This window comes from Flavobacterium sp. W21_SRS_FM3 (genome assembly GCF_052113625.1).
Classification (GTDB): domain Bacteria; phylum Bacteroidota; class Bacteroidia; order Flavobacteriales; family Flavobacteriaceae; genus Flavobacterium.
In genome coordinates this window covers 82,598-107,998 of the sequence record NZ_JBGQOD010000006.1, presented here as the reverse complement: position 1 = coordinate 107,998, position 25,401 = coordinate 82,598, and the positions used below count along the sequence as shown (strand labels likewise).

General features: G+C 33.7%; 38 protein-coding genes. 37 read left to right on the top strand and 1 reads right to left on the bottom strand.

Features of this window, described 5'->3' with window-relative positions; genetic code table 11:
- Positions 1 to 286: 286 nt before the first annotated feature.
- Positions 287 to 1,990 (bottom strand): hypothetical protein, encoded by a 1,704-nt coding sequence (locus tag ACEN2K_RS10770; protein WP_441759325.1) that lies wholly within the window; start codon positions 1,988 to 1,990, stop codon positions 287 to 289.
- A gap of 184 nt (positions 1,991 to 2,174) precedes the next feature.
- Between ACEN2K_RS10770 and rpsL the strand changes: the two genes are divergently transcribed.
- The 37 genes from rpsL (at position 2,175) to ACEN2K_RS10585 (ending at position 25,353) form a co-directional block, all read left to right on the top strand.
- Complete coding sequence (gene rpsL, locus ACEN2K_RS10765; RefSeq protein WP_007136570.1) at positions 2,175 to 2,558, top strand: 30S ribosomal protein S12; 384 nt, start codon at positions 2,175 to 2,177, stop codon at positions 2,556 to 2,558.
- A 73-nt stretch (positions 2,559 to 2,631) separates the two neighbouring features.
- Positions 2,632 to 3,108: a 30S ribosomal protein S7 gene (gene rpsG / locus ACEN2K_RS10760; RefSeq protein ID WP_035668130.1), complete on the top strand. Its 477-nt coding sequence runs from the start codon at positions 2,632 to 2,634 to the stop codon at positions 3,106 to 3,108.
- Between the two features lie 10 nt (positions 3,109 to 3,118).
- The gene (gene fusA / locus ACEN2K_RS10755; RefSeq protein WP_441759324.1) at positions 3,119 to 5,275 is read left to right on the top strand and encodes an elongation factor G; all 2,157 of its coding nucleotides are present in this window, start codon (positions 3,119 to 3,121) and stop codon (positions 5,273 to 5,275) included.
- 10 nt (positions 5,276 to 5,285) lie between these two features.
- Complete coding sequence (gene rpsJ / locus ACEN2K_RS10750; RefSeq protein WP_007803605.1) at positions 5,286 to 5,591, top strand: 30S ribosomal protein S10; 306 nt, start codon at positions 5,286 to 5,288, stop codon at positions 5,589 to 5,591.
- Positions 5,592 to 5,745: 154 nt separating this feature from the next.
- The gene (rplC, locus tag ACEN2K_RS10745; RefSeq protein ID WP_187017205.1) at positions 5,746 to 6,363 is read left to right on the top strand and encodes a 50S ribosomal protein L3; all 618 of its coding nucleotides are present in this window, start codon (positions 5,746 to 5,748) and stop codon (positions 6,361 to 6,363) included.
- Positions 6,363 to 6,992: a 50S ribosomal protein L4 gene (gene rplD / locus ACEN2K_RS10740; RefSeq protein WP_441759323.1), complete on the top strand. Its 630-nt coding sequence runs from the start codon at positions 6,363 to 6,365 to the stop codon at positions 6,990 to 6,992. The genes rplC and rplD overlap by 1 nt, the downstream gene beginning before the upstream one ends.
- Before the next feature lie 6 nt (positions 6,993 to 6,998).
- Positions 6,999 to 7,289, top strand: a complete 291-nt coding sequence (gene rplW, locus ACEN2K_RS10735) for a 50S ribosomal protein L23 (RefSeq protein ID WP_264566653.1) — start codon at positions 6,999 to 7,001, stop codon at positions 7,287 to 7,289.
- 9 nt (positions 7,290 to 7,298) lie between these two features.
- Positions 7,299 to 8,123 carry a 50S ribosomal protein L2 gene (rplB, locus tag ACEN2K_RS10730; protein ID WP_143391051.1) on the top strand — a complete coding sequence of 275 codons (825 nt, stop codon included), beginning with the start codon at positions 7,299 to 7,301 and terminating at the stop codon, positions 8,121 to 8,123.
- A 6-nt stretch (positions 8,124 to 8,129) separates the two neighbouring features.
- Positions 8,130 to 8,408, top strand: coding sequence for a 30S ribosomal protein S19 (gene rpsS / locus ACEN2K_RS10725; protein WP_007136562.1), 279 nt, complete (start codon positions 8,130 to 8,132; stop codon positions 8,406 to 8,408).
- Positions 8,409 to 8,414: 6 nt separating this feature from the next.
- Positions 8,415 to 8,825, top strand: coding sequence for a 50S ribosomal protein L22 (gene rplV, locus ACEN2K_RS10720; RefSeq protein WP_072945399.1), 411 nt, complete (start codon positions 8,415 to 8,417; stop codon positions 8,823 to 8,825).
- A 6-nt stretch (positions 8,826 to 8,831) separates the two neighbouring features.
- Positions 8,832 to 9,581, top strand: coding sequence for a 30S ribosomal protein S3 (gene rpsC / locus ACEN2K_RS10715; protein ID WP_026707012.1), 750 nt, complete (start codon positions 8,832 to 8,834; stop codon positions 9,579 to 9,581).
- An 18-nt stretch (positions 9,582 to 9,599) separates the two neighbouring features.
- The gene (gene rplP / locus ACEN2K_RS10710; RefSeq protein ID WP_016989325.1) at positions 9,600 to 10,025 is read left to right on the top strand and encodes a 50S ribosomal protein L16; all 426 of its coding nucleotides are present in this window, start codon (positions 9,600 to 9,602) and stop codon (positions 10,023 to 10,025) included.
- 13 nt (positions 10,026 to 10,038) lie between these two features.
- On the top strand, positions 10,039 to 10,230 hold the full coding sequence (gene rpmC / locus ACEN2K_RS10705; RefSeq protein ID WP_441759322.1) for a 50S ribosomal protein L29: 192 nt from the start codon (positions 10,039 to 10,041) through the stop codon (positions 10,228 to 10,230).
- A 17-nt stretch (positions 10,231 to 10,247) separates the two neighbouring features.
- Positions 10,248 to 10,508, top strand: a complete 261-nt coding sequence (rpsQ, locus tag ACEN2K_RS10700) for a 30S ribosomal protein S17 (RefSeq protein ID WP_026707010.1) — start codon at positions 10,248 to 10,250, stop codon at positions 10,506 to 10,508.
- 2 nt (positions 10,509 to 10,510) lie between these two features.
- Positions 10,511 to 10,879: a 50S ribosomal protein L14 gene (gene rplN / locus ACEN2K_RS10695; RefSeq protein WP_007136556.1), complete on the top strand. Its 369-nt coding sequence runs from the start codon at positions 10,511 to 10,513 to the stop codon at positions 10,877 to 10,879.
- A gap of 11 nt (positions 10,880 to 10,890) precedes the next feature.
- Entirely contained in the window at positions 10,891 to 11,205 is a 315-nt protein-coding gene (rplX, locus tag ACEN2K_RS10690) for a 50S ribosomal protein L24 (RefSeq protein WP_187017209.1), read from the top strand.
- A 2-nt stretch (positions 11,206 to 11,207) separates the two neighbouring features.
- A complete protein-coding gene (gene rplE, locus ACEN2K_RS10685) occupies positions 11,208 to 11,759 on the top strand; it encodes a 50S ribosomal protein L5 (RefSeq protein ID WP_320889969.1) in 552 nt (183 codons plus the stop codon).
- Between the two features lie 3 nt (positions 11,760 to 11,762).
- Positions 11,763 to 12,032: a 30S ribosomal protein S14 gene (gene rpsN / locus ACEN2K_RS10680; protein ID WP_007136553.1), complete on the top strand. Its 270-nt coding sequence runs from the start codon at positions 11,763 to 11,765 to the stop codon at positions 12,030 to 12,032.
- A 71-nt stretch (positions 12,033 to 12,103) separates the two neighbouring features.
- Positions 12,104 to 12,502, top strand: a complete 399-nt coding sequence (gene rpsH, locus ACEN2K_RS10675) for a 30S ribosomal protein S8 (RefSeq protein ID WP_441759321.1) — start codon at positions 12,104 to 12,106, stop codon at positions 12,500 to 12,502.
- A 15-nt stretch (positions 12,503 to 12,517) separates the two neighbouring features.
- Positions 12,518 to 13,060: a 50S ribosomal protein L6 gene (gene rplF / locus ACEN2K_RS10670; RefSeq protein ID WP_441759320.1), complete on the top strand. Its 543-nt coding sequence runs from the start codon at positions 12,518 to 12,520 to the stop codon at positions 13,058 to 13,060.
- A gap of 11 nt (positions 13,061 to 13,071) precedes the next feature.
- The gene (gene rplR / locus ACEN2K_RS10665) at positions 13,072 to 13,422 is read left to right on the top strand and encodes a 50S ribosomal protein L18 (RefSeq protein ID WP_026707004.1); all 351 of its coding nucleotides are present in this window, start codon (positions 13,072 to 13,074) and stop codon (positions 13,420 to 13,422) included.
- A gap of 6 nt (positions 13,423 to 13,428) precedes the next feature.
- The gene (gene rpsE / locus ACEN2K_RS10660) at positions 13,429 to 13,953 is read left to right on the top strand and encodes a 30S ribosomal protein S5 (protein ID WP_441759319.1); all 525 of its coding nucleotides are present in this window, start codon (positions 13,429 to 13,431) and stop codon (positions 13,951 to 13,953) included.
- Positions 13,954 to 13,965: 12 nt separating this feature from the next.
- Complete coding sequence (gene rpmD, locus ACEN2K_RS10655) at positions 13,966 to 14,148, top strand: 50S ribosomal protein L30 (RefSeq protein WP_011963452.1); 183 nt, start codon at positions 13,966 to 13,968, stop codon at positions 14,146 to 14,148.
- Positions 14,149 to 14,159: 11 nt separating this feature from the next.
- The gene (gene rplO / locus ACEN2K_RS10650; protein ID WP_441759318.1) at positions 14,160 to 14,612 is read left to right on the top strand and encodes a 50S ribosomal protein L15; all 453 of its coding nucleotides are present in this window, start codon (positions 14,160 to 14,162) and stop codon (positions 14,610 to 14,612) included.
- 11 nt (positions 14,613 to 14,623) lie between these two features.
- A complete protein-coding gene (gene secY, locus ACEN2K_RS10645; RefSeq protein WP_441759317.1) occupies positions 14,624 to 15,970 on the top strand; it encodes a preprotein translocase subunit SecY in 1,347 nt (448 codons plus the stop codon).
- Positions 15,971 to 15,974: 4 nt separating this feature from the next.
- The gene (infA, locus tag ACEN2K_RS10640) at positions 15,975 to 16,190 is read left to right on the top strand and encodes a translation initiation factor IF-1 (RefSeq protein WP_007136545.1); all 216 of its coding nucleotides are present in this window, start codon (positions 15,975 to 15,977) and stop codon (positions 16,188 to 16,190) included.
- A 12-nt stretch (positions 16,191 to 16,202) separates the two neighbouring features.
- Positions 16,203 to 16,319 (top strand): type B 50S ribosomal protein L36, encoded by a 117-nt coding sequence (gene ykgO, locus ACEN2K_RS10635; RefSeq protein ID WP_008992256.1) that lies wholly within the window; start codon positions 16,203 to 16,205, stop codon positions 16,317 to 16,319.
- Between the two features lie 2 nt (positions 16,320 to 16,321).
- The gene (gene rpsM / locus ACEN2K_RS10630) at positions 16,322 to 16,696 is read left to right on the top strand and encodes a 30S ribosomal protein S13 (protein ID WP_441759316.1); all 375 of its coding nucleotides are present in this window, start codon (positions 16,322 to 16,324) and stop codon (positions 16,694 to 16,696) included.
- Positions 16,697 to 16,704: 8 nt separating this feature from the next.
- Positions 16,705 to 17,088, top strand: a complete 384-nt coding sequence (rpsK, locus tag ACEN2K_RS10625) for a 30S ribosomal protein S11 (protein ID WP_024981527.1) — start codon at positions 16,705 to 16,707, stop codon at positions 17,086 to 17,088.
- Positions 17,089 to 17,178: 90 nt separating this feature from the next.
- Complete coding sequence (gene rpsD, locus ACEN2K_RS10620; RefSeq protein WP_188049965.1) at positions 17,179 to 17,784, top strand: 30S ribosomal protein S4; 606 nt, start codon at positions 17,179 to 17,181, stop codon at positions 17,782 to 17,784.
- Positions 17,785 to 17,805: 21 nt separating this feature from the next.
- Positions 17,806 to 18,798: a DNA-directed RNA polymerase subunit alpha gene (locus tag ACEN2K_RS10615; RefSeq protein ID WP_441759315.1), complete on the top strand. Its 993-nt coding sequence runs from the start codon at positions 17,806 to 17,808 to the stop codon at positions 18,796 to 18,798.
- 63 nt (positions 18,799 to 18,861) lie between these two features.
- Positions 18,862 to 19,350 carry a 50S ribosomal protein L17 gene (gene rplQ / locus ACEN2K_RS10610; RefSeq protein ID WP_441759314.1) on the top strand — a complete coding sequence of 163 codons (489 nt, stop codon included), beginning with the start codon at positions 18,862 to 18,864 and terminating at the stop codon, positions 19,348 to 19,350.
- Positions 19,351 to 19,446: 96 nt separating this feature from the next.
- Entirely contained in the window at positions 19,447 to 20,124 is a 678-nt protein-coding gene (locus ACEN2K_RS10605; RefSeq protein WP_441759313.1) for a hypothetical protein, read from the top strand.
- A 74-nt stretch (positions 20,125 to 20,198) separates the two neighbouring features.
- A complete protein-coding gene (gene carA, locus ACEN2K_RS10600) occupies positions 20,199 to 21,296 on the top strand; it encodes a glutamine-hydrolyzing carbamoyl-phosphate synthase small subunit (protein ID WP_441759312.1) in 1,098 nt (365 codons plus the stop codon).
- A 344-nt stretch (positions 21,297 to 21,640) separates the two neighbouring features.
- Positions 21,641 to 22,933, top strand: coding sequence for a phosphopyruvate hydratase (eno, locus tag ACEN2K_RS10595; RefSeq protein ID WP_441759311.1), 1,293 nt, complete (start codon positions 21,641 to 21,643; stop codon positions 22,931 to 22,933).
- Positions 22,934 to 23,088: 155 nt separating this feature from the next.
- Positions 23,089 to 24,369 carry a citrate synthase gene (locus ACEN2K_RS10590; protein ID WP_441759310.1) on the top strand — a complete coding sequence of 427 codons (1,281 nt, stop codon included), beginning with the start codon at positions 23,089 to 23,091 and terminating at the stop codon, positions 24,367 to 24,369.
- Between the two features lie 69 nt (positions 24,370 to 24,438).
- Positions 24,439 to 25,353 (top strand): dimethylarginine dimethylaminohydrolase family protein, encoded by a 915-nt coding sequence (locus ACEN2K_RS10585; RefSeq protein WP_441759309.1) that lies wholly within the window; start codon positions 24,439 to 24,441, stop codon positions 25,351 to 25,353.
- Positions 25,354 to 25,401: the final 48 nt, after the last annotated feature.

The following is a 25,401-nucleotide window of genomic DNA, read 5'->3' as shown; positions in this document are numbered from 1 at the left end:
TCAGTGTTATAATATTATTTTTTTTACTTTAATCTATAATTAAAATAAAAACCTTACAATTTGATATTGAATAAATAATTACCTGTCTGCTATAAAGTTGTTGTTATTAGAAAATTATGACAATTTTGTGGTGTCAATTAAAATGATTTAAATAGAGGTAATTATATTATTTTTATTTGGGGTTTATGTGCGTTATGCTGAATTAGATTTAAGGGGTTTGATTAATTACTAATTTAGGTGTGTTTAATTCGAAATATAAGTTTAAGGGTGTTTAACTTTAATTGTTTTAGAATATGATATTGTAACTTATGTTAAAAATTGAGTTGCTAAATATGATATTTTGTTGTACTTCCTTTCCATTAGTAATAGAAATTTTAACAGTTCCATTTTTATTTTCAATAACTGTCCCTAACCCAAAGCTAATTAATTGTTGTGTTTTATTTTTTTCGACAGGGTTTTTTAGTATGGCATAATCTGAAATAGTGTGTATGTATAAATTTTGTGCTGGGTAAAAGCGATATTCTGTTAGTATAGCGGAATAAAAATTCCCTAATAAACTGTTTTCTGTGAAACCTCTTATAGATTTAATGCCTCCAAAAAGGGGGAGTTCATTTAAAAGATATTGGCTGCTGTTTAGATAGTGTGTCTGAAGTTTTAAATTTATTGCATTCTTTTTGTTTAAGTAAGCGGTTTTAAAAGCGTCAAAATCGATGTAAAATTGATTGTTTTTATTGTAATCAGTGGATGTTCCACTAATTTTCCGTGTGCCTACTCCTGATCTAAAAAGAATTTGGGTGTTTATTTGTCTATTATTATTATAATTCTGTGATATTGTTGAGTATGCGAAGTCAATTGTGATATAAGAGTTTTTAAAATCGCTTATGGTTTCGCTTTTTCTATTTAGGATGTCACTGGATGTTGTTGATTCATAACCTGCATATAACTTTGTGTCGTAATTTATAAAATAGCCTAAGTCTATTCCTGTTTTAGTGTTTTGATAGGAGCTGTCCTTTTTAAAGATGTTAATTTCTGTTTTAAGCCCTAAGGGACTATTAAAAATATAGGGTATTTCAAAATTAGCTGTGAAGGTTGTTTGTTTGTTTCCGTCGTTTTTCCAGTACAGATTAAATTTTTCTCCTGCTTTAATCGTATTTATTAATTTTAAGTCTAAAAAGCCATTGATCTTTATTTTTTTGCTTTCCGTATTGTTGAATCCAATATATCCATCAAAGTCATTTGTTTTTTTCTTTTCTAAGTAGAGGTAGATTTTTGTGGAGTCTTTTGTGAAAAGTATTTCTGGCGCTTTTACGATGGTGATAAAATTATATTTTTTTAAATCATTGTATATTTCGCTAATAGTGGTTTTGTTGGCAATTTTATTTTTGTGCTTTTTGCTGAGTTGTTTTAAATGTCCTTTTGGTAATATGTCTTGATCTCCTTTTTTATTGAATTTTACACTGATGCTGTTGACCGTTCTGGATTTATCAGTTATGATATTTAATTTGGCGTATAAATTGGAGTTGTTTTTTGTAATATCGGTCAATTTAATTTTTGCTAAAGGGTAGCCATCTTTTTCTAATGTTGCAATGGTTTCATTTAGAAATAGGTCGGTTTTGTTGAAAGGAATTTTTAGGGTGTCATTTGAGGATTTCTTTATTAAGCTTTTACTGAATTTTAAAATTTCTCCTATATATATGTAGATGGATTTGGTTTTTTCTCCCAAATTTGCTGTTGCTGTATAACTACTGTCATTAATTTTTGTGATTTCTGAGATGTTATTTTCAATAAACCCAATTTTATCGAGCCTCTGGGAAAAATGGGATAATTCATCTGTAATGGATTTAGCGTTTTTATGGCTGGTTAAATAGTTTAGGGAGTCTATTGTTTTGCTTTCTTTTATGGTCGAACCTCTCAGTTTTAAATGTAACGTTTGTGATAGGCATTGCTGTTGTAAGCAGAATATGATGATATATAACGTGAGCTGTTTCAATTAGATGGCAATTTTTGCATAAAAGTAATGCAAATATTCAATTGTTTGTTGTAAAAAACAAAAGGCGAAATAATCTTATTGAAAATTAATGAATTAACGTTTGCAGAGTGAAAAATAATTTATACATTTGCAACCCCGTAAAAAGCGGGAATTTAATATACATAATAAATTTTTAGTATTAATTATGCCAACAATTCAACAATTAGTAAGAACAGGAAGAACTCAGATAACTAAGAAGAGTAAATCGGTTGCTTTAGATTCTTGTCCTCAAAGAAGAGGGGTTTGTACGCGTGTTTACACTACAACACCAAAAAAACCAAACTCTGCAATGCGTAAAGTAGCGCGTGTACGTTTGACAAATGGTAATGAAGTGAATGCCTACATCCCTGGAGAAGGACACAATTTACAAGAGCACTCGATAGTATTAGTTAGGGGTGGAAGGGTAAAAGATTTACCAGGAGTTAGATATCACATCGTTCGTGGTGCGCTTGATACGTCAGGAGTAGCAGGAAGAACGCAAAGAAGATCTAAGTACGGAGCTAAACGCCCAAAAGAAGCAAAAAAGTAATTTAAAAAGTTATTCTTGTACAGATGTGATTAATCGCATTTAGATGAGTATGAATTTTTATTAAAAAAAAGACATGAGAAAAAGAGCGGCAAAGAAAAGACCACTTTTACCAGATCCAAGGTTTAACGACCAGTTGGTAACACGTTTTGTGAACAACCTAATGTGGGATGGTAAGAAATCAACAGCTTTTAAAGTTTTTTATGATGCAATTGACATTATAGAATCAAAAAAGCAAGATGCAGAAAAACCATCATTAGAAATTTGGAAAGATGCTTTAACTAATGTTATGCCTCACGTAGAAGTACGTAGTCGTAGAGTAGGTGGAGCTACATTTCAAATTCCAATGCAAATTCGTCCAGACAGAAAGATTTCTATGGCTATGAAATGGTTGATTCTTTATTCAAGAAGAAGAAACGAAAAATCAATGGCACAAAGATTAGCTTCTGAATGTTTAGCTGCGGCTAAAGAAGAAGGTGCTGCAGTTAAGAAAAGAATGGATACTCACAAAATGGCAGAAGCTAATAAAGCTTTCTCTCACTTTAGATTTTAATTCTTAAGAAATGGCTAGAGAACTTAAATATACAAGAAACATAGGAATTGCTGCTCATATTGATGCTGGTAAAACAACAACTACTGAGCGTATATTATTCTATACAGGAAAATCACATAAAATTGGTGAAGTACATGATGGTGCTGCAACAATGGACTGGATGGCACAAGAGCAAGAAAGAGGTATTACAATTACTTCTGCTGCTACAACTTGTGAGTGGAATTTTCCAACTACTCAAGGTAAAATTTTACCTGAGACGTTACCTTATCACTTTAATATTATCGATACACCGGGACACGTTGACTTTACAGTTGAAGTAAACCGTTCTTTACGTGTACTTGATGGTTTGGTTTTCTTATTTAGTGCTGTTGATGGTGTTGAGCCTCAATCAGAGACTAACTGGAGATTAGCTGACCAATATAGAGTTCCTCGTATTGGATTCGTTAATAAAATGGATAGACAAGGTTCTAACTTTTTGATGGTTTGTCAACAAGTAAGAGATATGTTAAAATCAAATGCTGTTGCGATCACTTTGCCTATTGGTGAAGAAAATGATTTCAGAGGTGTTGTGGATTTAGTTAGAAACCAAGCTATTGTTTGGGATGATGCAGGAATGGGAGCAACTTATGAAGTTGTAGATATCCCTGCTGATATGGTAGATGAAGTAAAAGAATACAGAGATATTCTTATTGAAGCAGTTGCTGACTATGATGAGAATTTGCTTGATAAGTATATGGAAGATCCAGATTCTATTACAGAAGATGAGATTAATATTGCTTTAAGAGCTGCTGTTATGGATATGGCTATCATACCAATGATTGCTGGATCATCTTTCAAAAACAAAGGAGTTCAATTCATGTTAGATGCAGTATGTAAATACTTGCCATCTCCAATGGATAAAGATGGTATTGAAGGTATTCATCCTGATGATGCTGAATTGTTAGAGGAAGATCAAACTAAAATCTTGCGTAAGCCAGATGTTAAAGAGCCTTTTGCTGCTTTAGCGTTTAAGATTGCTACTGACCCATTCGTAGGTCGTTTGGCTTTCTTCCGTGCTTATTCAGGAAGATTAGATGCTGGTTCTTATGTTTTGAACACACGTTCAGGTAACAAAGAAAGAATTTCTCGTATCTATCAAATGCATGCTAACAAACAAAATCCAATCGAATATATTGAGGCTGGAGATATTGGAGCGGCAGTTGGTTTTAAAGATATTAAAACTGGAGATACATTGTGTGATGAAAAACACCCAATTATTCTTGAGTCAATGAAATTTCCTGCGCCAGTAATTGGTATCGCTATCGAGCCTAAAACTAAGGCTGATGTTGATAAAATGGGTATGGCTTTAGCTAAATTAGCTGAAGAGGATCCTACATTTACAGTGAGAACAGATGAAGCTTCAGGGCAAACTATTATTTCAGGTATGGGTGAGCTTCATCTAGATATCTTAGTGGATAGAATGCGCCGTGAATTTAAAGTTGAAGTGAACCAAGGTGAGCCTCAAGTTGAATATAAAGAAGCTTTTACAAGGTCTGCTCAACACAGAGAAACTTACAAAAAACAATCTGGAGGTCGTGGTAAATTCGGTGATATCGTATTTATTCTTGAGCCTGCTGATGAAGTAGATGGTAAGGCTCCAGTTGGATTGCAGTTTATCAATTCTGTAAAAGGTGGTAACGTTCCTAAAGAATATATTCCTTCTGTTGAAAAAGGTTTTAGAGAAGCTATGAAAACTGGTCCTTTAGCAGGATACCAAGTAGATAGTTTGAAAGTAACTTTATTAGATGGATCTTTCCACCCTGTGGATTCTGATGCACTATCTTTTGAGTTAGCTGCAAGAATGGGTTATAGAGAAGTAGCTAAAGCTGCTGGAGCTGTAATTTTAGAGCCTATCATGAAAATGGAAGTTATTACTCCAGAAGAAAACATGGGAGATATCGTAGGTGATATTAACCGTCGTAGAGGTCAAGTTAATGACATGGGTGATAGAAATGGAGCTAAAACTATTAAAGCTGATGTGCCATTATCTGAAATGTTTGGATATGTTACAACTTTAAGAACTTTATCTTCCGGTCGTGCAACTTCAACTATGGAATTTTCACACTACGCAGAAACGCCTTCTAATATTTCAGAAGCAGTAATCAAAAAAGCAAAAGGAAACGCTTAATTTTAAGAAAATGAGTCAAAAAATCAGAATAAAACTAAAATCTTACGATCATATGTTAGTAGACAAGTCTGCTGAGAAGATTGTAAAAACAGTTAAAACTACTGGTGCAGTTGTTACAGGGCCAATCCCGTTGCCAACTCACAAAAAACTTTTCACAGTATTGCGTTCTCCACACGTTAACAAAAAAGCGAGAGAACAATTTGAAGTAATGTCATATAAGAGATTAATTGATATTTATTCATCTTCATCTAAAACAATTGATGCTTTAATGAAATTAGAATTGCCTAGTGGAGTTGAAGTAGAGATTAAAGTTTAGTTTCTAACAAGAGAAAATTGAGGGCACTTTGTTTAAGTGAAAACTTTTTTTGGATTGTGTGTAAATAAGTTATACTTTTGCACCACTTTAAAAATAAGGGTTCACTTAAATGATGTGTTCTATTTTTATATTTAATAATTAATAATTAATATTTATGTCTGGGTTAATTGGTAGAAAAATCGGCATGACTAGCATTTTTGATGAAAACGGGAAGAATATTCCTTGTACAGTAATCGAAGCTGGTCCTTGTGTTGTTACCCAAGTCAGAACCAAAGGTGTTGACGGGTACGAAGCGTTGCAACTTGGTTTCGATGACAAAAACGAGAAACATTCCACAAAAGCGGCTTTAGGTCACTTTAAGAAAGCGGGAACTGTAGCTAAGAAAAAAGTCGTTGAATTCCAAAATTTTGCAACAGAACAAAAATTAGGTGATCTTATTGATGTGTCTATGTTTGTTGAAGGAGAATTTGTAGATGTACAAGGTGTATCTAAAGGTAAAGGTTTTCAAGGGGTTGTAAAACGTCACGGTTTTGGTGGTGTTGGTCAAGCAACTCATGGTCAACATAACCGTTTAAGAGCACCAGGTTCTGTAGGAGCTTCTTCTTATCCATCTAGAGTATTCAAAGGAATGCGTATGGCTGGAAGAATGGGAGGAGAAAATGTAAACGTTCAAAACCTTAGAGTTTTAAAAGTAGTTACTGAAAAGAATCTACTTGTTATAAAAGGATGTGTTCCTGGGCATAACAACTCTTATGTAATCATTCACAAGTAATGGAAGTAAAAGTATTAGATTTCAACGGAAAAGATACTGGAAGAAAAGTTCAACTTTCTGATTCAGTATTCGCAATTGAACCAAACAATCACGCTGTTTATCTTGATGTTAAGCAATATTTAGCTAATCAAAGACAAGGAACGCACAAAGCTAAAGAAAGAGCTGAAGTAGCGGGAAGTACGCGTAAGATTAAAAAACAAAAAGGAACTGGTACTGCTCGTGCGGGTAGTGCAAAGAATCCGTTGTTTAAAGGTGGTGGAACAGTTTTCGGACCAAGACCAAGAAGTTATTCATTCAAATTGAATAAAAACTTGAAACGTTTGGCAAGAAAATCTGCATTCTCAATGAAGGCAAAAGATTCAAATATTATCGTTCTTGAAGACTTTAATTTTGAAACTCCAAACACTAAAAATTTCATTAATGTTTTGAAAGCTTTAGAGTTAGAAAATAAAAAATCACTATTTGTGTTGGGTGAGTCGAATAAAAATGTATATTTGTCGTCACGCAATTTAAAGGCGTCTAATGTCGTAAGTAGTTCAGAATTAAGTACTTACGCTATTTTAAATGCTAATAATTTAGTGCTTTTAGAGAGTTCTTTGGAAGTGATTGAAGAAAATTTAAGTAAATAATAGGATATGAGTATCATAATTAAACCTATAGTAACGGAAAAAGTAACCAAAGAAAGTGAAGTTTTAAACCGTTTTGGATTCGTTGTTAATAAAAAAGCTAATAAAGTTGAGATTAAGAAAGCTGTTGAAGCTGCTTATGGTGTAACTATTTTAAGTGTTAACACAATGAATGTAAGACCTGATAGAACTACAAAATACACTAAAAGTGGTTTAATCAGTGGAAAGACAAATGCAATTAAGAAAGCGATTGTTCAAGTACAAGAAGGAGAAACAATTGATTTTTACAACAATATCTAAGATAGAAAAATGTCAGTAAGAAAATTAAAACCTATTACCCCAGGTCAGCGATTTAGAGTTGTGAATGGTTATGACGCCATTACAACTGATAAGCCGGAACGCTCTTTGATAGCGCCGATAAAAAACTCTGGAGGTAGAAATAGTCAAGGAAAGATGACCATGCGTTATACGGGTGGTGGTCACAAGCAAAGATATCGTATCATTGATTTCAAACGTACAAAAGAAGGAATTCCGGCTACAGTGAAATCTATTGAGTATGATCCAAATCGTACTGCTTTTATCGCTTTATTGGCTTATGCTGATGGTGAGAAAACATATATTATTGCTCAAAATGGATTGAAAGTTGGTCAGAAATTAGTTTCTGGTCCAGAGTCTCAACCTGAAATTGGTAATACATTACCATTGAGTAGAATTCCATTAGGAACTGTTATCTCTTGTATTGAGTTACGTCCAGGTCAAGGAGCTGTTATTGCTCGTTCTGCTGGAACTTTTGCTCAATTAATGGCAAGAGATGGAAAATATGCTACAATTAAAATGCCATCTGGTGAAACAAGATTAATCTTGTTAACTTGTTCGGCTACAATTGGAGCTGTTTCTAATTCTGATCATCAATTGGTTGTATCTGGAAAAGCAGGTAGAACAAGATGGTTAGGTAGAAGACCTAGAACAAGACCTGTTGCAATGAACCCTGTCGATCACCCAATGGGTGGTGGTGAAGGACGTTCTTCTGGTGGACATCCACGTTCAAGAAATGGAATACCAGCAAAAGGTTATAGAACTCGTTCTAAGAAAAACCCGAGTAACAAGTATATCGTAGAACGTAGAAAGAAATAATAAGATATGGCACGTTCATTAAAAAAAGGACCTTTCGTTCATTATAAGTTAGACAAGAAAGTTCAAGAAAACATAGCAGGTGGAAATAAAGGAGTGGTTAAGACTTGGTCTAGAGCTTCTATGATTACTCCAGACTTTGTTGGACAAACTATCGCAGTTCATAACGGTCGTCAATTTGTACCAGTTTATGTAACTGAAAACATGGTAGGTCACAAATTAGGAGAATTTTCACCAACTAGATCTTTTAGAGGTCATGCTGGAGCAAAAAATAAAGGTAAAAAATAAGAAGCAATGGGAGTTCGTAAAAGAGAAACAGCAGATGCGAGAAAAGAGGCTAATAAGTCTATTGCTTTCGCGAAATTGAATAACTGCCCTACTTCACCTAGAAAAATGCGCTTAGTAGCGGACTTGGTAAGAGGTCAGAAGGTAGAAAGAGCACTTAACATCTTAAGATTTAGTTCTAAAGAAGCTTCAAGAAAATTAGAAAAACTATTATTATCTGCAATCAATAACTGGGAGCAAAAAAATAGTGAAGCTAGTTTAGAAGAAGCAGGTTTATTTGTTAAGGAGATCAGAGTAGATGGTGGAATGATGTTAAAAAGACTTCGTCCAGCTCCACAAGGTCGCGCACACAGAATTAGAAAACGTTCTAATCACGTAACAATCGTGCTTGGATCTATTAATAACACACAAGCAATTTAATACAAGATGGGACAAAAGACAAATCCAATTGGAAATAGACTTGGTATCATCAGAGGATGGGACTCAAACTGGTATGGTGGAAATGATTATGGTGATAAACTTGCCGAAGATCACAAAATCAGAAAGTACATCCATGCTCGTTTATCAAAAGCTAGTGTATCAAAAGTAATCATCGAGAGAACTTTGAAACTTGTAACCGTTACTATCACTACTGCTAGACCTGGTATCATTATCGGAAAAGGTGGACAAGAGGTAGACAAGTTAAAAGAAGAACTTAAGAAAATTACTGACAAAGAGGTTCAAATCAACATCTTTGAAATAAAAAGACCTGAACTTGACGCGTATCTAGTTGCTACAAGCATCTGTCGTCAAATCGAAAGCCGTATTTCTTACAGACGTGCAATCAAAATGGCTATTGCTGCTTCTATGCGTATGAACGCTGAAGGTATCAAAGTTTTGATTTCTGGTCGTTTGAATGGTGCTGAGATGGCACGTTCAGAAGGTTTCAAAGAGGGAAGAGTTCCTTTATCAACTTTCAGAGCCGATATTGATTATGCATTAGCTGAAGCGCATACTACTTATGGTAGAATGGGTATCAAAGTGTGGATCATGAAAGGTGAAGTTTACGGAAAGAGAGATCTTTCTCCGCTTGCTGGAATGGACAAGAAACAATCTGGCGGAAAAGGTGGAGATTCTCCTCGTGGGAAATCTAACTTTAATAAAGGTGGAAAACCAGACGCTCGTAAAAGAAAGTAATTTTTAAATTAAAGAAAAATGTTACAGCCTAAAAGAACAAAATACCGTAAGGTACAAAAAGGTAAAATGAAAGGGAACTCTGGAAGAGGGCATGAACTTTCTAATGGAATGTTTGGTATTAAATCTGTACATGAAGATGGAATGTTTTTAACTTCTCGTCAAATTGAGGCAGCTCGTATTGCTGCAACTCGTTTCATGAAAAGAGAGGGACAATTATGGATCAAAATATTTCCAGACAAACCAATTACTAAGAAACCTCTTGAGGTACGTATGGGTAAAGGTAAAGGAGCAGTTGAGTATTGGGCTGCCGTTGTTAAACCCGGAAGAATTATGTTTGAAGTTGGAGGAGTACCTTTGTCAGTTGCAAAAGAGGCGTTACGTCTTGCAGCTCAAAAGCTTCCAGTAAAAACTAAATTCGTAGTTGCTAGAGATTTCGAAGCATAATCTATATTATATTATGAAACAATCAGAAATAAAAGATCTTTCTGCAGCGGAGTTGCAAGAGAAGCTTAGTTTGACTAAGAAAACATATGCTGACCTAAAAATGGCTCACGCTATATCTCCAATTGAGAACCCACTTCAAATTAGAAGTGTAAGAAGAACAGTTGCAAGATTAGCTACAGAGCTTACTAAAAGAGAATTGCAATAATTGTAATCTGCTGAAAGATGGAAGAAAAAAGAAATTTAAGAAAAGAAAGAGTTGGTGTTGTAACTTCAAACAAAATGGATAAGTCTATTGTTGTTGCACAAGTTACAAAAGTAAAACACCCATTATACGGTAAGTTCGTGTTAAAAACAAAGAAATTTGTTGCACATGACGAAACAAACGACTGTAACATTGGAGATACTGTAAGAATTAGCGAAACGCGTCCTTTAAGTAAATCAAAATGTTGGAGATTAGTTGAAATCCTAGAAAGAGCTAAATAATTATGGTACAACAAGAATCAAGACTAAAAGTAGCAGATAACACTGGAGCAAAGGAAGTTTTAACTATCCGTGTTTTAGGAGGTACCAAAAGAAGGTATGCCTCTGTTGGTGACAAGATTGTAGTTTCTATCAAAGATACAACTCCAAACGGAAGCGTTAAAAAAGGAGCTGTTTCAACTGCAGTTGTTGTGCGTACCAGAAAAGAAGTAAGAAGAGCCGACGGATCATACATCAGATTTGATGACAACGCATGTGTGTTATTAAATGCTGCTGGTGAGATGAGAGGAACTCGTGTTTTTGGTCCGGTAGCAAGAGAACTTCGTGAAAAACAATTCATGAAAATTGTATCATTAGCACCTGAAGTGCTTTAATTCGTTTTAAGATGATAAAGCTAAAAATAAAAACAGGCGACATCGTAAGAGTAATTGCTGGAGACCATAAAGGTGAAGAAGGTAAAGTATTACGTGTTGACCGTGAGAAAAACAAAGCTATTGTTGAAGGAGTAAACATGGTTTCAAAACATACGAAACCAAGTGCAAAAAGCCCTCAAGGTGGTATTGTGAAAAAAGAAGCTTCTATTCAAATTTCTAACATCTCTCTAATTGATCCTAAAACTAAGGAAGCAACTAGAACTGGAGTTAGAGTTGAAGGAGATAAGAAAGTAAGATTTTCAAAAAAATCTAATCAAGTACTATAGTAATGGCGTATACACCTAGATTGAAAGAAGAATATAAGAGTAGAGTTATCTCTGCTCTTACAGAAGAATACGGATATGTAAACGTAATGCAAGTTCCTAAATTGGAAAAAATCGTTTTAAGCCGTGGAGTTGGAGCAGCAGTTTCTGACAAAAAACTGATTGACTATGCAGTTGATGAGTTGACAAAGATTACTGGGCAAAAAGCAGTATCAACTATCTCTAAGAAAGACGTTGCGTCATTTAAATTGAGAAAAGGGATGCCGATTGGAGCTAAAGTAACTTTACGTGGAGAAAGAATGTATGAGTTTTTAGATAGACTTATTACTTCAGCTTTACCACGTGTTAGAGATTTTAGTGGTATAAAAGCTACTGGTTTTGACGGAAGAGGAAATTATAACCTTGGAGTTTTAGAGCAAATCATTTTCCCAGAAATTGATATTGACAAAGTAAACAAAATTTCAGGAATGGATATTACTTTTGTTACTACTGCTCAAACAGATAAGGAAGCAAAGTCATTATTGGCTGAATTGGGATTACCTTTTAAAAAGAATTAAGATATGGCTAAAGAATCAATGAAAGCCCGCGAGGTTAAGAGAGAAAAAACGGTAGCAAAATATGCTGAGAAAAGAAAAGCTTTGTTAGAAGCTGGAGATTTCGTAGGTTTGCAAAAGTTACCTAAAAATGCTTCACCAGTTCGTTTACATAATAGATGTAAATTAACAGGTAGACCAAGAGGGTATATGCGTCAATTCGGTCTTTCACGTGTAACATTTCGTGAAATGGCTAATAACGGATTGATACCAGGTGTGAAAAAAGCTAGTTGGTAGAAAATTGAATTTTAATTGGTTAAAGGTTCTTCAGAAAGTCTGACGAAAACCATAACCGCAAATTTATACATATGTATACAGATCCTATTGCAGATTATTTAACAAGGGTTAGAAACGCTGTGGCTGCAAACCACAAAGTTGTCGAAATTCCTGCATCTAATCTAAAAAAAGAAATAACTAAGATCTTATTTGATCAAGGTTATATCTTAAGTTACAAATTTGAAGACAACGCTGTTCAGGGTTCGATCAAAATTGCTTTGAAGTATGATAAAGATACTAAGGAGTCAGTAATTAAAGATATCCAAAGAATTAGTAAACCAGGTTTACGTAAATATTCAAGTTCAACTTCTATTCCTAGAATCCTTAACGGATTAGGAATTGCTATTGTTTCTACATCAAAAGGTTTGATGACTGGAAAGAAAGCCAAGCAACTTAATGTTGGTGGAGAAGTAATTTGTTACGTATACTAATAAAAAGACTATAAGATGTCAAGAATAGGTAAAAGTCCAATTGTAATCCCTGCTGGTGTAACTGTAGAAGTTAAAGACGGTATTATTACAGTAAAAGGAAAAAACGGTCAACTAACACAGGAGTTTTCGGACGTAACTGTTACTGTTGAAGACGGTCAAGTTCAAGTAGACAGATCGTCTGATCATAAAGACCAAAGAGCAAAACATGGTTTGTATAGATCTTTAATCAATAACATGATTATCGGTGTAACTGAAGGTTTTACAAAATCTTTAGAATTGGTTGGAGTTGGTTATAGAGCTTCAAATCAAGGACAAAAATTAGATTTAGCTCTTGGATATTCTCACAATATTGTTTTAGAAGTTGCTCCAGAAGTAACTCTAGAGACTATATCTGAAAAAGGTAAAAATCCAATTGTAAAGTTAACATCATTAGATAAACAACTTTTAGGTCAGGTAGCTGCGAAAATCAGAGGTTTCCGTAAGCCAGAGCCGTACAAAGGAAAAGGTGTTAAATTTGTGGGTGAAGTATTAAGAAGAAAAGCAGGTAAATCAGCTTAAAAAATAAGATTATGTCATTAACAAAACCTGAAAGAAGACAAAGAATTAGATTCAGAATTAGAAAAACGATTAGTGGTACTGCTACTAATCCAAGACTATCTGTATTTAGAAGTAACAAAGAAATTTACGCTCAACTTATTGATGATGTAAACGGAGTTACTTTATTGGCTGCTTCTTCAAGAGAAAAAGAAATAGGAAAAGGTACGAACGTAGAAGTTGCTACTGCAGTTGGGAAACTTGTAGCAGAAAAAGCGTTAAAAGCAGGGATAGAAGTGGTAACATTCGATAGAGGAGGTTACTTGTATCACGGTCGTATTAAATCATTAGCAGAAGGCGCAAGAGCGGCTGGACTTAAATTCTAATATATTATGTCTAATAAATACAAGAATGTAGAGTTAGTAAAACCAAGTGGTCTTGAATTAAAAGATCGTTTGGTGAGTGTTAATCGTGTTACTAAGGTTACAAAAGGGGGTAGAGCTTTCGGTTTTTCTGCTATTGTAGTTGTAGGTGATGAAAATGGTGTTGTAGGACATGGATTAGGAAAATCTAAAGATGTTTCTGAAGCAATTGCGAAAGCAGTAGAAGATGCTAAGAAAAATCTAGTAAAGATTCCTTTGAATGGGCAATCAGTACCACACGAGCAAAAAGGAAAATTTGGTGGTGCACGTGTATTTTTAATTCCTGCCTCTCATGGTACAGGAGTTATTGCTGGTGGAGCTGTTCGTTCAGTTCTTGAATCAGTAGGTATACATGATGTATTATCTAAATCTCAAGGATCATCAAATCCTCACAATGTAGTTAAAGCAACTTTTGATGCTTTATTGCAAATGAGAAGTGCTTATTCTGTTGCAAAACAAAGAGGTATTTCTTTAGAAAAAGTTTTTAAAGGTTAATTCAAGGAAATTATGGCTAAATTATTAGTAAAACAAGTTAGAAGTAAAATCAACTGTCCACTTGATCAAAAAAGAGGATTAGAGGCTTTAGGTCTACGTAAAATGGGTCAGGTTGTTGAACATGATTCAAACCCTACAATCCTTGGGATGATAAACAAAGTTAAACACTTAGTTTCTGTAGAAGAAGCTAAATAACAAATACTGTTATGAATTTAAGTAACTTACAACCAGCTGAAGGGTCAACACACAATCAAAATAAAAGATTAGGTAGAGGAGAAGGTTCTGGAAAAGGTGGTACTTCTGCAAGAGGTCACAAAGGAGCAAAATCTCGTTCTGGTTATTCTAAAAAGATTGGTTTTGAAGGAGGACAAATGCCACTTCAAAGACGTGTGCCTAAGTTTGGTTTCACAAACATCAACCGTAAAGAATACGAAGGTGTTAATCTTGATACACTTCAATTATTAGTTGATAATGGTATTGTAACTGATGCTGTCGATATGACAACTTATGTTGCTAACCGTTTGGCTACTAAAAATGAGATCGTTAAGATTTTAGGAAGAGGAGAGTTGAAAACAAAATTAAAAGTAACCGCTCACAAATTTACTGCTACTGCTAAAGCTGCTATTGAAGCTGCTGGTGGAGAAGCTGTAACAATATAATTTTTCAATTTATGAAGAAATTTATTGAATCAATAAGTAATGTTTGGAAAATCGAAGAACTAAAAAACAGAATCCTAATCACATTGGGTCTGCTTTTAGTTTATCGTTTTGGAGCACATGTTACGCTTCCAGGGATCGATGCAACACAATTAACTAGTTTAGCTGGTCAAACCAAAAATGGTATTGGATCTATTCTAGACATGTTTACAGGTGGAGCATTCTCTAAAGCGTCTGTTTTTGCTTTAGGAATTATGCCTTACATCTCGGCTTCGATTGTAGTTCAGTTAATGGGAATTGCTATTCCTTATTTGCAAAAACTACAAAGCGACGGTGAGAGTGGTAGAAAAAAGATTAATCAGATTACACGTTGGTTGACTATTGGTATTACATTACTACAAGGTCCTACGTATATCTATAATCTATATAGAACTTTACCTAGTAGTGCATTTTTATTAGGGTTTAATTCTTTTGAATTCTTATTTTCTTCAGTAGTTATCTTAGTTACTGGTACAATTTTTGCCATGTGGTTAGGAGAAAAAATAACTGACAAAGGAATTGGAAATGGTATATCGCTTTTAATTATGGTTGGTATACTTGCAAGATTTCCTCAAGCATTTATACAAGAATTTACAACCAGAGTTACAAATAACAACGGTGGACCAATGTTATTGGTTATCGAAATTATTATTTGGCTATTGGTTATTGTTGCCTGTGTTTTATTAACTATGGCAATTAGAAAAATACCAGTTCAGTACGCACGTCGTACTACATCAGGAGATTTTGAACAAGATATGATGGGTGGTAATAGACAATGGATTCCTTTGAAGCTTAATGCTTCTGGAGTTATGCCTATTATCTTTGCTCAGGCAATTATGTTCATCCCTGCTGCTGTTGCTGGGTTGTCAAAATCAGATGCATCACAATCAATTGTTGGCGCTTTTAGTAATATGTTCGGTCTATGGTATAACCTTTTGTTTGCAACGTTAATCGTTGTGTTTACATTCTTTTATACTGCAATTACAGTTCCTACTAATAAGATGTCTGATGATCTAAAAAGAAGTGGAGGGTTTATACCAGGTGTAAGACCCGGTGTTGAAACTTCTGAATTTCTTGATAAAGTGATGTCATTGATAACTTTCCCAGGATCTTTATTTCTTGCTCTAATAGCTGTGTTCCCAGCAATTGTTGTAAGTGTTATGGATGTTCAACAATCTTGGGCAATGTTTTTTGGGGGTACCTCATTAATAATTATGGTTGGTGTCGCAATAGATACAATTCAACAAATCAATTCATACTTGTTAAACAAACATTATGACGGTTTAATGAAAAGTGGAAAAAATAGAAAGGCAGTAGCTTAATTTTATGGCAAAACAATCAGCAATAGAACAAGACGGAAGCATCATCGAAGCATTATCTAATGCGATGTTCCGTGTAGAATTAGAGAACGGACATATCGTAATCGCTCATATTTCTGGAAAAATGCGTATGCATTATATCAAATTATTACCTGGTGATAAAGTGAAACTAGAAATGAGTCCTTATGATTTGTCAAAAGCAAGAATTACTTATAGATATTAAAGGATATTCACTATGAAAGTTAGAGCATCAGTAAAAAAGAGAAGTCCCGAGTGCAAAATTGTGCGTAGAAAAGGGAGATTGTACGTTATAAACAAAAAGAATCCTAGATTTAAACAAAGACAAGGATAGTTATGGCAAGAATAGCAGGGGTAGATATCCCAAAAAACAAGAGAGGTGTTATAGCACTTACCTACATCTTCGGATTAGGAAAAAGTAGAGCTATTGAGATTTTAGAAAAAGCTCAAGTAAGCCAAGATAAAAAAGTTCAAGACTGGAATGATGATGAGATCGGAGCAATTCGTGAAGTAGTATCTGAATTCAAAATTGAAGGAGAATTACGTTCTGAAGTTTCTTTAAACATCAAACGTTTAATGGATATTGGTTGTTATAGAGGTATTCGTCATAGAACTGGTCTTCCGTTAAGAGGACAAAGAACTAAGAATAACTCTAGAACTAGAAAAGGTAAAAGAAAAACTGTTGCGAACAAGAAAAAAGCAACTAAATAATAAGTAATATGGCTAAAGCAACTGCAAAAAAACGTAAAGTTATCGTTGAATCAACGGGAGAAGCTCATATTTCTGCTACCTTCAATAACATCATCATTTCTTTGACAAACAAAAAAGGTGAAGTTATTTCTTGGTCTTCAGCTGGTAAAATGGGTTTTAGAGGTTCTAAAAAGAATACTCCATACGCGGCTCAAATGGCAGCAGAAGATTGTAGTAAAGTAGCTCTTGAAGCAGGACTTAAAAAAGTGAAAGTTTATGTAAAAGGACCAGGAAACGGACGTGAGTCTGCTATTCGTTCTTTACACAACGGTGGAATTGAAGTTACAGAGATTATCGATGTTACTCCAATGCCTCACAATGGATGTCGTCCTCCAAAAAGACGTAGAGTTTAATAATATATTTAAGTATAACTAGGTAGAATAAACGATTATCGAAGGATATGACCTGAATTCATAATCTCTATCTTAATTTAATTTTTAGAAATGGCAAGATATACTGGTCCAAAAACTAGAATTGCTCGTAAATTTGGCGAAGCAATCTTCGGAGATGATAAATCTTTCGAAAAAAGAAATTACCCACCTGGACAACACGGGATGGCTAAAAAAAGAGGTAAAAAATCTGAATATGCTATCCAGTTAATGGAGAAACAAAAAGCTAAATATTCTTACGGAATTTTAGAAAAACAATTCAGAGGTTTATTTAAAAAAGCATCAGCTACTAAAGGTGTTACTGGTGAAGTTCTTTTACAATTATGTGAAGCAAGATTAGATAACGTAGTATTTAGAATGGGTATTGCTCCTTCTAGAAGAGGCGCTAGACAATTAGTTTCTCACAGACATATCACTGTTAACGGTGATGTTGTAAATATCGCTTCTTACCACCTTAAGCCAGGTGATAAAGTTGCTGTTCGTGAAAAGTCTAAATCATTAGAAGCTATCGAACGTTCTTTATCTAATTCAAGTCATGTTTATGAATGGATTACTTGGAACAATGACGTTAAAGAAGGTACTTTTGTTTCTGTACCAGCTAGACTTCAAATTCCAGAAAACATTAAAGAACAATTAATCGTAGAGTTGTACAACAAATAATAATTGACTTAGTCGAAATTTATGGCAATATTTAATTTTCAAAAGCCCGATAAAGTTATCATGATCGATTCAACCGATTTTGAAGGAAAGTTTGAATTCAGACCTTTAGAACCAGGATACGGATTGACCATTGGTAATGCACTTAGAAGAGTTTTGCTTTCAGCATTAGAAGGATATGCAATTACATCTGTTCGCATTGAAGGTGTAGATCATGAGTTTTCTACTATTTCAGGAGTTGTTGAAGACGTTACCGAAATTATTCTTAATCTTAAACAAGTACGTTTCAAACGTCAAATTGAAGATATAGATAATGAATCAGTTACTATTTCTGTTTCAGGTAAAGATCAACTAACAGCTGGTGATTTTCAAAAATTTATTTCAGGTTTCCAAGTTTTGAATCCAGAACTTGTTATCTGTAATCTTGATAGCAAAATCAAACTGAATTTTGATTTAACAATCGAAAAAGGTAGAGGATATGTTCCTGCTGAGGAGAACAAAAAACAGAATGCTGCAATTGGAACTATATTTACAGATTCAATTTTTACTCCGGTAAAAAATGTAAAATATGCAATTGAAAACTTCCGTGTTGAGCAAAAAACAGATTATGAAAAATTAGTTTTCGAAATTAAAACTGATGGTTCAATAAATCCAAAAGATGCACTTACTGAAGCGGCTAAAGTTTTAATTCACCATTTCATGTTATTCTCTGACGAAAGAATTACACTCGAGGCTGATGAGATCGCACAAACAGAATCTTATGATGAGGAATCATTACATATGAGACAATTGCTTAAAACTAAGCTTGTTGATATGGATCTGTCTGTAAGAGCATTAAATTGTTTGAAAGCGGCTGAAGTTGATACACTTGGTGATTTAGTATCGTTCAATAAAAATGACCTAATGAAATTCCGTAATTTCGGTAAAAAATCTTTAACAGAACTTGATGAACTTGTAGCTGTTAAGAATTTGAACTTCGGTATGGATTTAGCAAAATACAAACTAGATAAAGAATAAATTACTTCATATTTTGATCTCCAAAGCGGATAGTATCAAGATGAAAGTATAAAAATACACGTCATGAGACACGGAAAAAAATTCAATCACTTAAGCAGACAGACTGCGCATAGAAAATCTATGTTAGCTAATATGGCTTGTTCTCTTATCGAGCACAAACGTATTAACACAACTGTTGCTAAAGCAAAAGCGCTTAAACAATTTGTTGAGCCTTTAATAACAAAATCAAAATCTGATACGACTCACAATCGTCGTATCGTTTTTGCTTATTTACGTAGCAAATATGCGGTAACTGACTTGTTCAGAGACGTAGCTGCTAAAGTAGGAGACCGTCCAGGTGGATACACTCGTATCATTAAAGTTGGAAATCGTTTGGGAGATAATGCTGATATGGCAATGATCGAACTTGTAGATTTCAATGAACTTTACAACGGAGGTAAAAAAGAAGTTAAAAAAGCTAAAAGTCGTCGTGGTGGAAAAGCTAAAAAAGCAGATGATGCTACTGAAGCTCCAGCTGCTGAAACTGAAACTTCTACAGACGCTGCTGAATAGTTATGAAGATAATCATTCAATAATATTAAAGGATAAACTATTAGTAGTTTATCCTTTTTTTTATACTAATTTTGAAATTATTTAAAAACTACAATTATGAAGAAATTAATTTTATTAAGTCTATTCTTTTCAGTATCTGCTTTTTGTCAAGTTAATGATGCTGTCTTAAATATCTTTTCATTAGAGTCTACAACTATAGATGTTAAAGTGCTTATTGCTGGTAAAACGAACTCCGATCAGATACAGGGATCTAAATATTTGTTTCCAAGTTGGACTGATAAATTTATAGTCCATATGTCCAAAGGAGAGGTATATCAGTTGTCTAATTTAAACTATAATATATTAACAAAAAAAATAGAGTCATTTGTATCTACAGATTCTATCTATCAATATGATTTAAAACAATTTGATTATTTAATTTGTGGTGGTAAAAGGTATAAAGTTGTAAATTCAGATATTATCTCCGGACTATTATTAGAGATTTATAATGGCAAAAAGCTTAAGTTGTTTAATGAAGTAGGTCTTGTGGTACAGCCTGGCTCTTACAATCCGATCATGCCTTCACAAAACTCAAAAGATAGGTACGTTAAAATCGATTCTTATTACCTTTATATTAATGAAAATTATGAAAAAATAAAATTAAATAAGAAAGATGTTTTGAATTCTTTGGGAGATAATGAAAAAGCTATAAAGGAATATGTAAAAAATAATAATTTAAAATTCTCTTCAATTGACGATATAAAGCAAATTTTTAGCTATTATGAATCACTTTAGTTTTTATTAGAAGTTTATTAAAACTTTTTTAAATCCTTTAAAAAATATTAAATTTGCATAATATTTAACTACAGATGAAATATACAACACGACAAAGCGCCATCCTTTTATTAAGTGACGGTACTATTTTTCACGGTAAATCGATTGGAATAAGCGGACAAACATTTGGAGAGGTTTGTTTTAATACTGGGATGACAGGTTATCAGGAGATTTTTACTGATCCTTCTTATTTCGGGCAGATTATGGTAGCTACGAATGCTCATATAGGTAATTATGGAGTAAATGAAAATGAAGTAGAGTCGGCAGGAGTTAAAATTTCTGGTTTGGTTTGTAAAAACTTTAGTTTTAACTATTCCCGACCTGATGCTTCTGAAAGTTTAGAAGAATACTTTAGAAAGCAAAATTTGATTTGCATCTCTGATGTAGATACTCGCGCTTTAGTTAGCTATATTCGTGAAAACGGAGCGATGAATGCCGTAATATGTACAGATGGAACTTCAGTAGAAGAATTAAAGAAAGCTCTAGCAGCTGTTCCTGATATGAAAGGTTTGGAGTTGGCTTCTAAAGTATCGACTAAAGAGCCTTATTTTTACGGAGATGAGTCTGCAACTTATAAAATCTCTGCTTTAGATTTGGGAATTAAAACAAATATTCTTCGTAATCTTGCTAAAAGAGATTGTTATATAAAAGTGTATCCTTTTGATGCTACTTATCAAGATATGGCTTCATTTAACCCAAATGGTTATTTTCTTTCGAATGGACCTGGTGATCCTGAGCCACTTTCTGGAGCGATAAAGGTAGCTAAAGATATATTAGCTAATGATAAACCTTTATTTGGTATTTGCTTAGGGCATCAAATAATTGGCTTAGCAAATGGCGTGTCGACCTATAAAATGTTCAATGGGCATAGAGGAATTAATCATCCTGTGAAAAACATACTTTCTGGTAAAGGTGAAATCACATCACAAAATCATGGCTTTGCTATAAATAAAGAAGAGTTAGAATCTAATGCTGATCTAGAAATAACTCACGTTCATCTTAATGATGGAACGGTAGCAGGTATGAGAATGAAGAATAAAAATTGTTTTTCTGTACAATACCATCCTGAAGCGAGTCCAGGACCTCATGATTCTTCTTATTTATTTGATCAGTTTATAGATAGTTTAAAGTAAGCATATTCTATTTTATATGTATATAACTTAGGAGCCGTTTTTTGAAATCGGCTCCTTTTTTTATTTATTAAATTTTTAGGGGAAAGCGATTTACTATAAAAAATGTCCTTTTTCGATATAAAAAAGATAAAATATTATTTTTGTTGAATTCAATATAAAATTCGATTCTAATTTATGAATCTTTAATTATGTGCTTGAAAATAAATGGAATAATTGTTCGAAACGAAGATATTGTGCTTTTTTGTAAAAAATTATAACGTTTTCGTTAATAACATTCATTATTTTCATCAAATCATTACGAAAGATAGAATATATTTGTATTTTAAATTTTAAAATAAAGTAGTATGAGTATTATTATCAAAATTCACGCAAGACAAATTTTCGATTCAAGAGGAAATCCTACAATAGAAGTAGATGTAATTACTGAAAATGGTGTTTTAGGTAGAGCCGCAGTTCCATCTGGAGCTTCAACTGGAGAACATGAAGCAGTAGAGCTACGTGATGGTGGAAAAGCCTTTTTAGGAAAAGGAGTTTTAAATGCAGTGAAAAATGTTAATACCATTATTGCCGACGAACTTATAGGTACATCAGTTTTTGAACAAAACTTGATTGACCAAACAATGATAGAATTAGATGGAACAACTAACAAGTCAAAATTAGGAGCGAATGCAATTTTAGGTGTTTCTCTTGCTGCTGCAAAAGCGGCTGCAAATGAATTAGGATTGCCATTATACAGATATGTAGGTGGAGTTTCTGCTAATACTTTGCCAGTTCCAATGATGAATATCATCAATGGTGGTTCACATTCTGATGCGCCAATAGCGTTTCAAGAATTTATGATATTCCCTGTAAAAGCAACTTCTTTTAGTCATGCTATGCAAATGGGAACTGAGATTTTTCACAGTCTTAAAAAAGTACTGCATGACAGAGGTTTGAGTACTGCAGTAGGTGATGAAGGTGGATTTGCACCAACTTTAGCTGGAGGAACTGAAGATGCTTTAGATACTATTAAAAAAGCAGTTGAGAATGCAGGATATACTTTTGGAGATGAAATTATGATTGCTTTAGATTGTGCTGCGGCAGAATTTTATGTAAATGGTAAATATGATTACTCTAAATTTGAAGGTGAAACAGGAAAAGTAAGATCATCAGCTGAGCAAGTGAATTATTTGGCTGAGTTAGTGGCTAAATACCCAATTATTTCTATTGAAGATGGAATGGATGAAAATGACTGGGATGGTTGGAAATTATTAACTGAAAAAATCGGTGATAAAGTACAATTAGTAGGTGATGATTTATTTGTTACGAATGTAGAACGTTTATCTACTGGTATTGATAGAGGAATTGCTAATTCTATTCTTATCAAAGTAAACCAAATTGGAACTTTGACTGAAACCATTGCTGCGGTTAATATGGCCAAAAATGCTGGTTATACTTCGGTAATGTCACACCGTTCTGGAGAAACTGAAGATAATACCATTGCAGATTTAGCAGTTGCATTAAATTGTGGGCAAATTAAGACAGGATCTGCATCGCGTTCTGATCGTATGGCTAAATACAATCAGTTGTTAAGAATTGAAGAGGAACTAGGAAATACGGCTTATTTCCCTGGGAAAAAAGCTTTTAAAATCAAGTAATTTTCTGATTTATAGATTTAAAAGGCCATTCGTTTAACGCGAATGGCTTTTTTTATTAAATTTAACAATATCATTGTGTTTTTCTCTTTTTAATTAATGTTATTATCCTTAGATTTGGTAAATTATTAAATATAAAGATTTATTTTCAAAATATTATGTCAAAAACAGCTATATTAGAAATTGATGGTAAAAAATATGAGTTTCCTATTGTTGTAGGAAGCGAGAATGAAGAAGCTATCGATATTAACAAATTAAGAGATTTATCTGGTGTTATCACTTTAGACCCAGGTTATAAAAATTCAGGTTCATGTACAAGTAAAATTACCTTCTTAGATGGTGAGCTTGGAATTTTACGTTACAGAGGATACTCGATTGAAGATTTAGCTGAGAAAGCAGACTTTTTAGAAGTTTCTTACCTTTTGATTTTTGGCGAGCTTCCTACTGCTGATCAATTAGAACAGTTTGAAATTGACATTAGAAAACATACGTTAGTTAATGAGGAAATGAAAAACATCATTGATGGTTTTCCTAGAACGGCTCATCCAATGGGTGTTTTAGCTGCATTAACAAGTGCATTGACAGCTTTTAATCCAAAGTCAGTTAATGTTGATAATGAGAAAGAGATGTATCATGCCGTTTGTAAAACAATGGGTAAATTCTTAGTAATTGCTACATGGACTTACAGAAAAAGTATGGGTTATCCTTTAAATTATTATGACAATACTAAAGGATATGTAGAGAACTTCATGAGATTGATGTTTGAATTGCCTACTGAACCCTACAAAGCAAATCCAATTGTAATTGATGCTTTAGATAAATTATTTATTCTTCATGCAGATCACGAACAAAACTGTTCTACTTCAACTGTTAGAATGGTAGGTTCTTCTCATGCTGGATTGTTCGCATCTATATCTGCAGGTGTTTCAGCACTTTGGGGTCCTCTTCATGGAGGGGCAAATCAAGCTGTATTGGAGATGTTAGAAGAAATTTACAAAAATGGAGGAGATACAGATGCTTATATGGCTAAAGCCAAAGATAAGAATGATTCATTCCGTTTAATGGGATTTGGTCATAGAGTATACAAAAGCTTTGATCCGAGAGCTCAAATTATCAAAAAAGCAGCTAATGAAGTATTAGAAACTTTAGGAGTAGATGATCCAATTCTAGCTATTGCTAAGAAATTAGAAGCAGCTGCTTTAGAAGATGAGTACTTCAAATCAAGAAATTTATATCCTAATGTTGATTTCTATTCTGGAATTATTTACAGAGCTTTAGGAATTCCTACTGATATGTTCACCGTAATGTTTGCTATAGGGCGTCTACCAGGTTGGATCGCACAGTGGAAAGAAATGCGTGAAAATAAGGAACCTATTGGAAGGCCAAGACAAATTTATACAGGCGCTGCTTTAAGAGATTTTAAAAAAGCAGAGAAGTAAAAAATCATTTTAAAAAGCCTCACTAACTAGTGGGGCTTTTTTTATCTTTGCCTAAACCAAAAACACGACATGTTAGAATTAAAAATAAATGACGAAACATCAAGATTACGGGCCGTAGTCTTAGGAACTGCAGTTAGTAATGGTCCCACACCTTTAGTTAAGGATGCTTATGATCCTAAGTCACTAGAACATATTATTGCAGGTACTTATCCATTAGAGCAAGACATGATTGTAGAAATGGATGCTTTCAATAGTATGCTATTAAAATATGGTGTGCAAGTTTTTAAGCCAAATGCTATTGAAAACTACAACCAAATATTTACCAGAGATATTGGATTTGTAATTGGAGATGTGTTTGTTAAATCTAATATTTTGCCGGAAAGAGAGTTGGAGTTAGATGCTATTCAATATGTTTTAGATCAAATCGAACCCATAAAAGTGGTGCGTCCTCCTGAGGAGGTACATATAGAAGGTGGTGATGTAATGTTATGGGGAGATTATGTGTTTATAGGTACATATAAAGGTAGCGACTACGCTGATTATATAACGGCTAGAACCAATATGCAGGGAGTACAGTTTATTAAAGAATTGTTTCCAGATAAAATCGTTAAAGAATTTGATTTGGTAAAATCCAAGTTGGAAGCTAGAGATAATGCACTACATTTAGATTGTTGTTTTCAGCCGGTGGGTAGAGATAAAGGAATTATTTACAAAAGTGGTTTTAGAGAAGAGTCAGACTATAGTTTTCTTGTAGATCTTTTTGGGAAAGAAAATTTATTTCATATTACTCGAGAGGAGATGTATGCAATGAATTCGAATGTTTTTTCAATTGATTCAAATGTAGTAGTATCTGAGGAAAATTTTACTAGGTTAAATAATTGGTTAAGAGATAACGGATTTGTTGTAGAAGAAATTCCATATGCTGAAATTTCTAAACAAGAAGGTTTGTTGCGTTGTTCTACGTTACCATTAATTAGAGAATAAATTACTTTAGAGATTCTTGCAGAAGGATCTCTTTTTAAAAATATATAA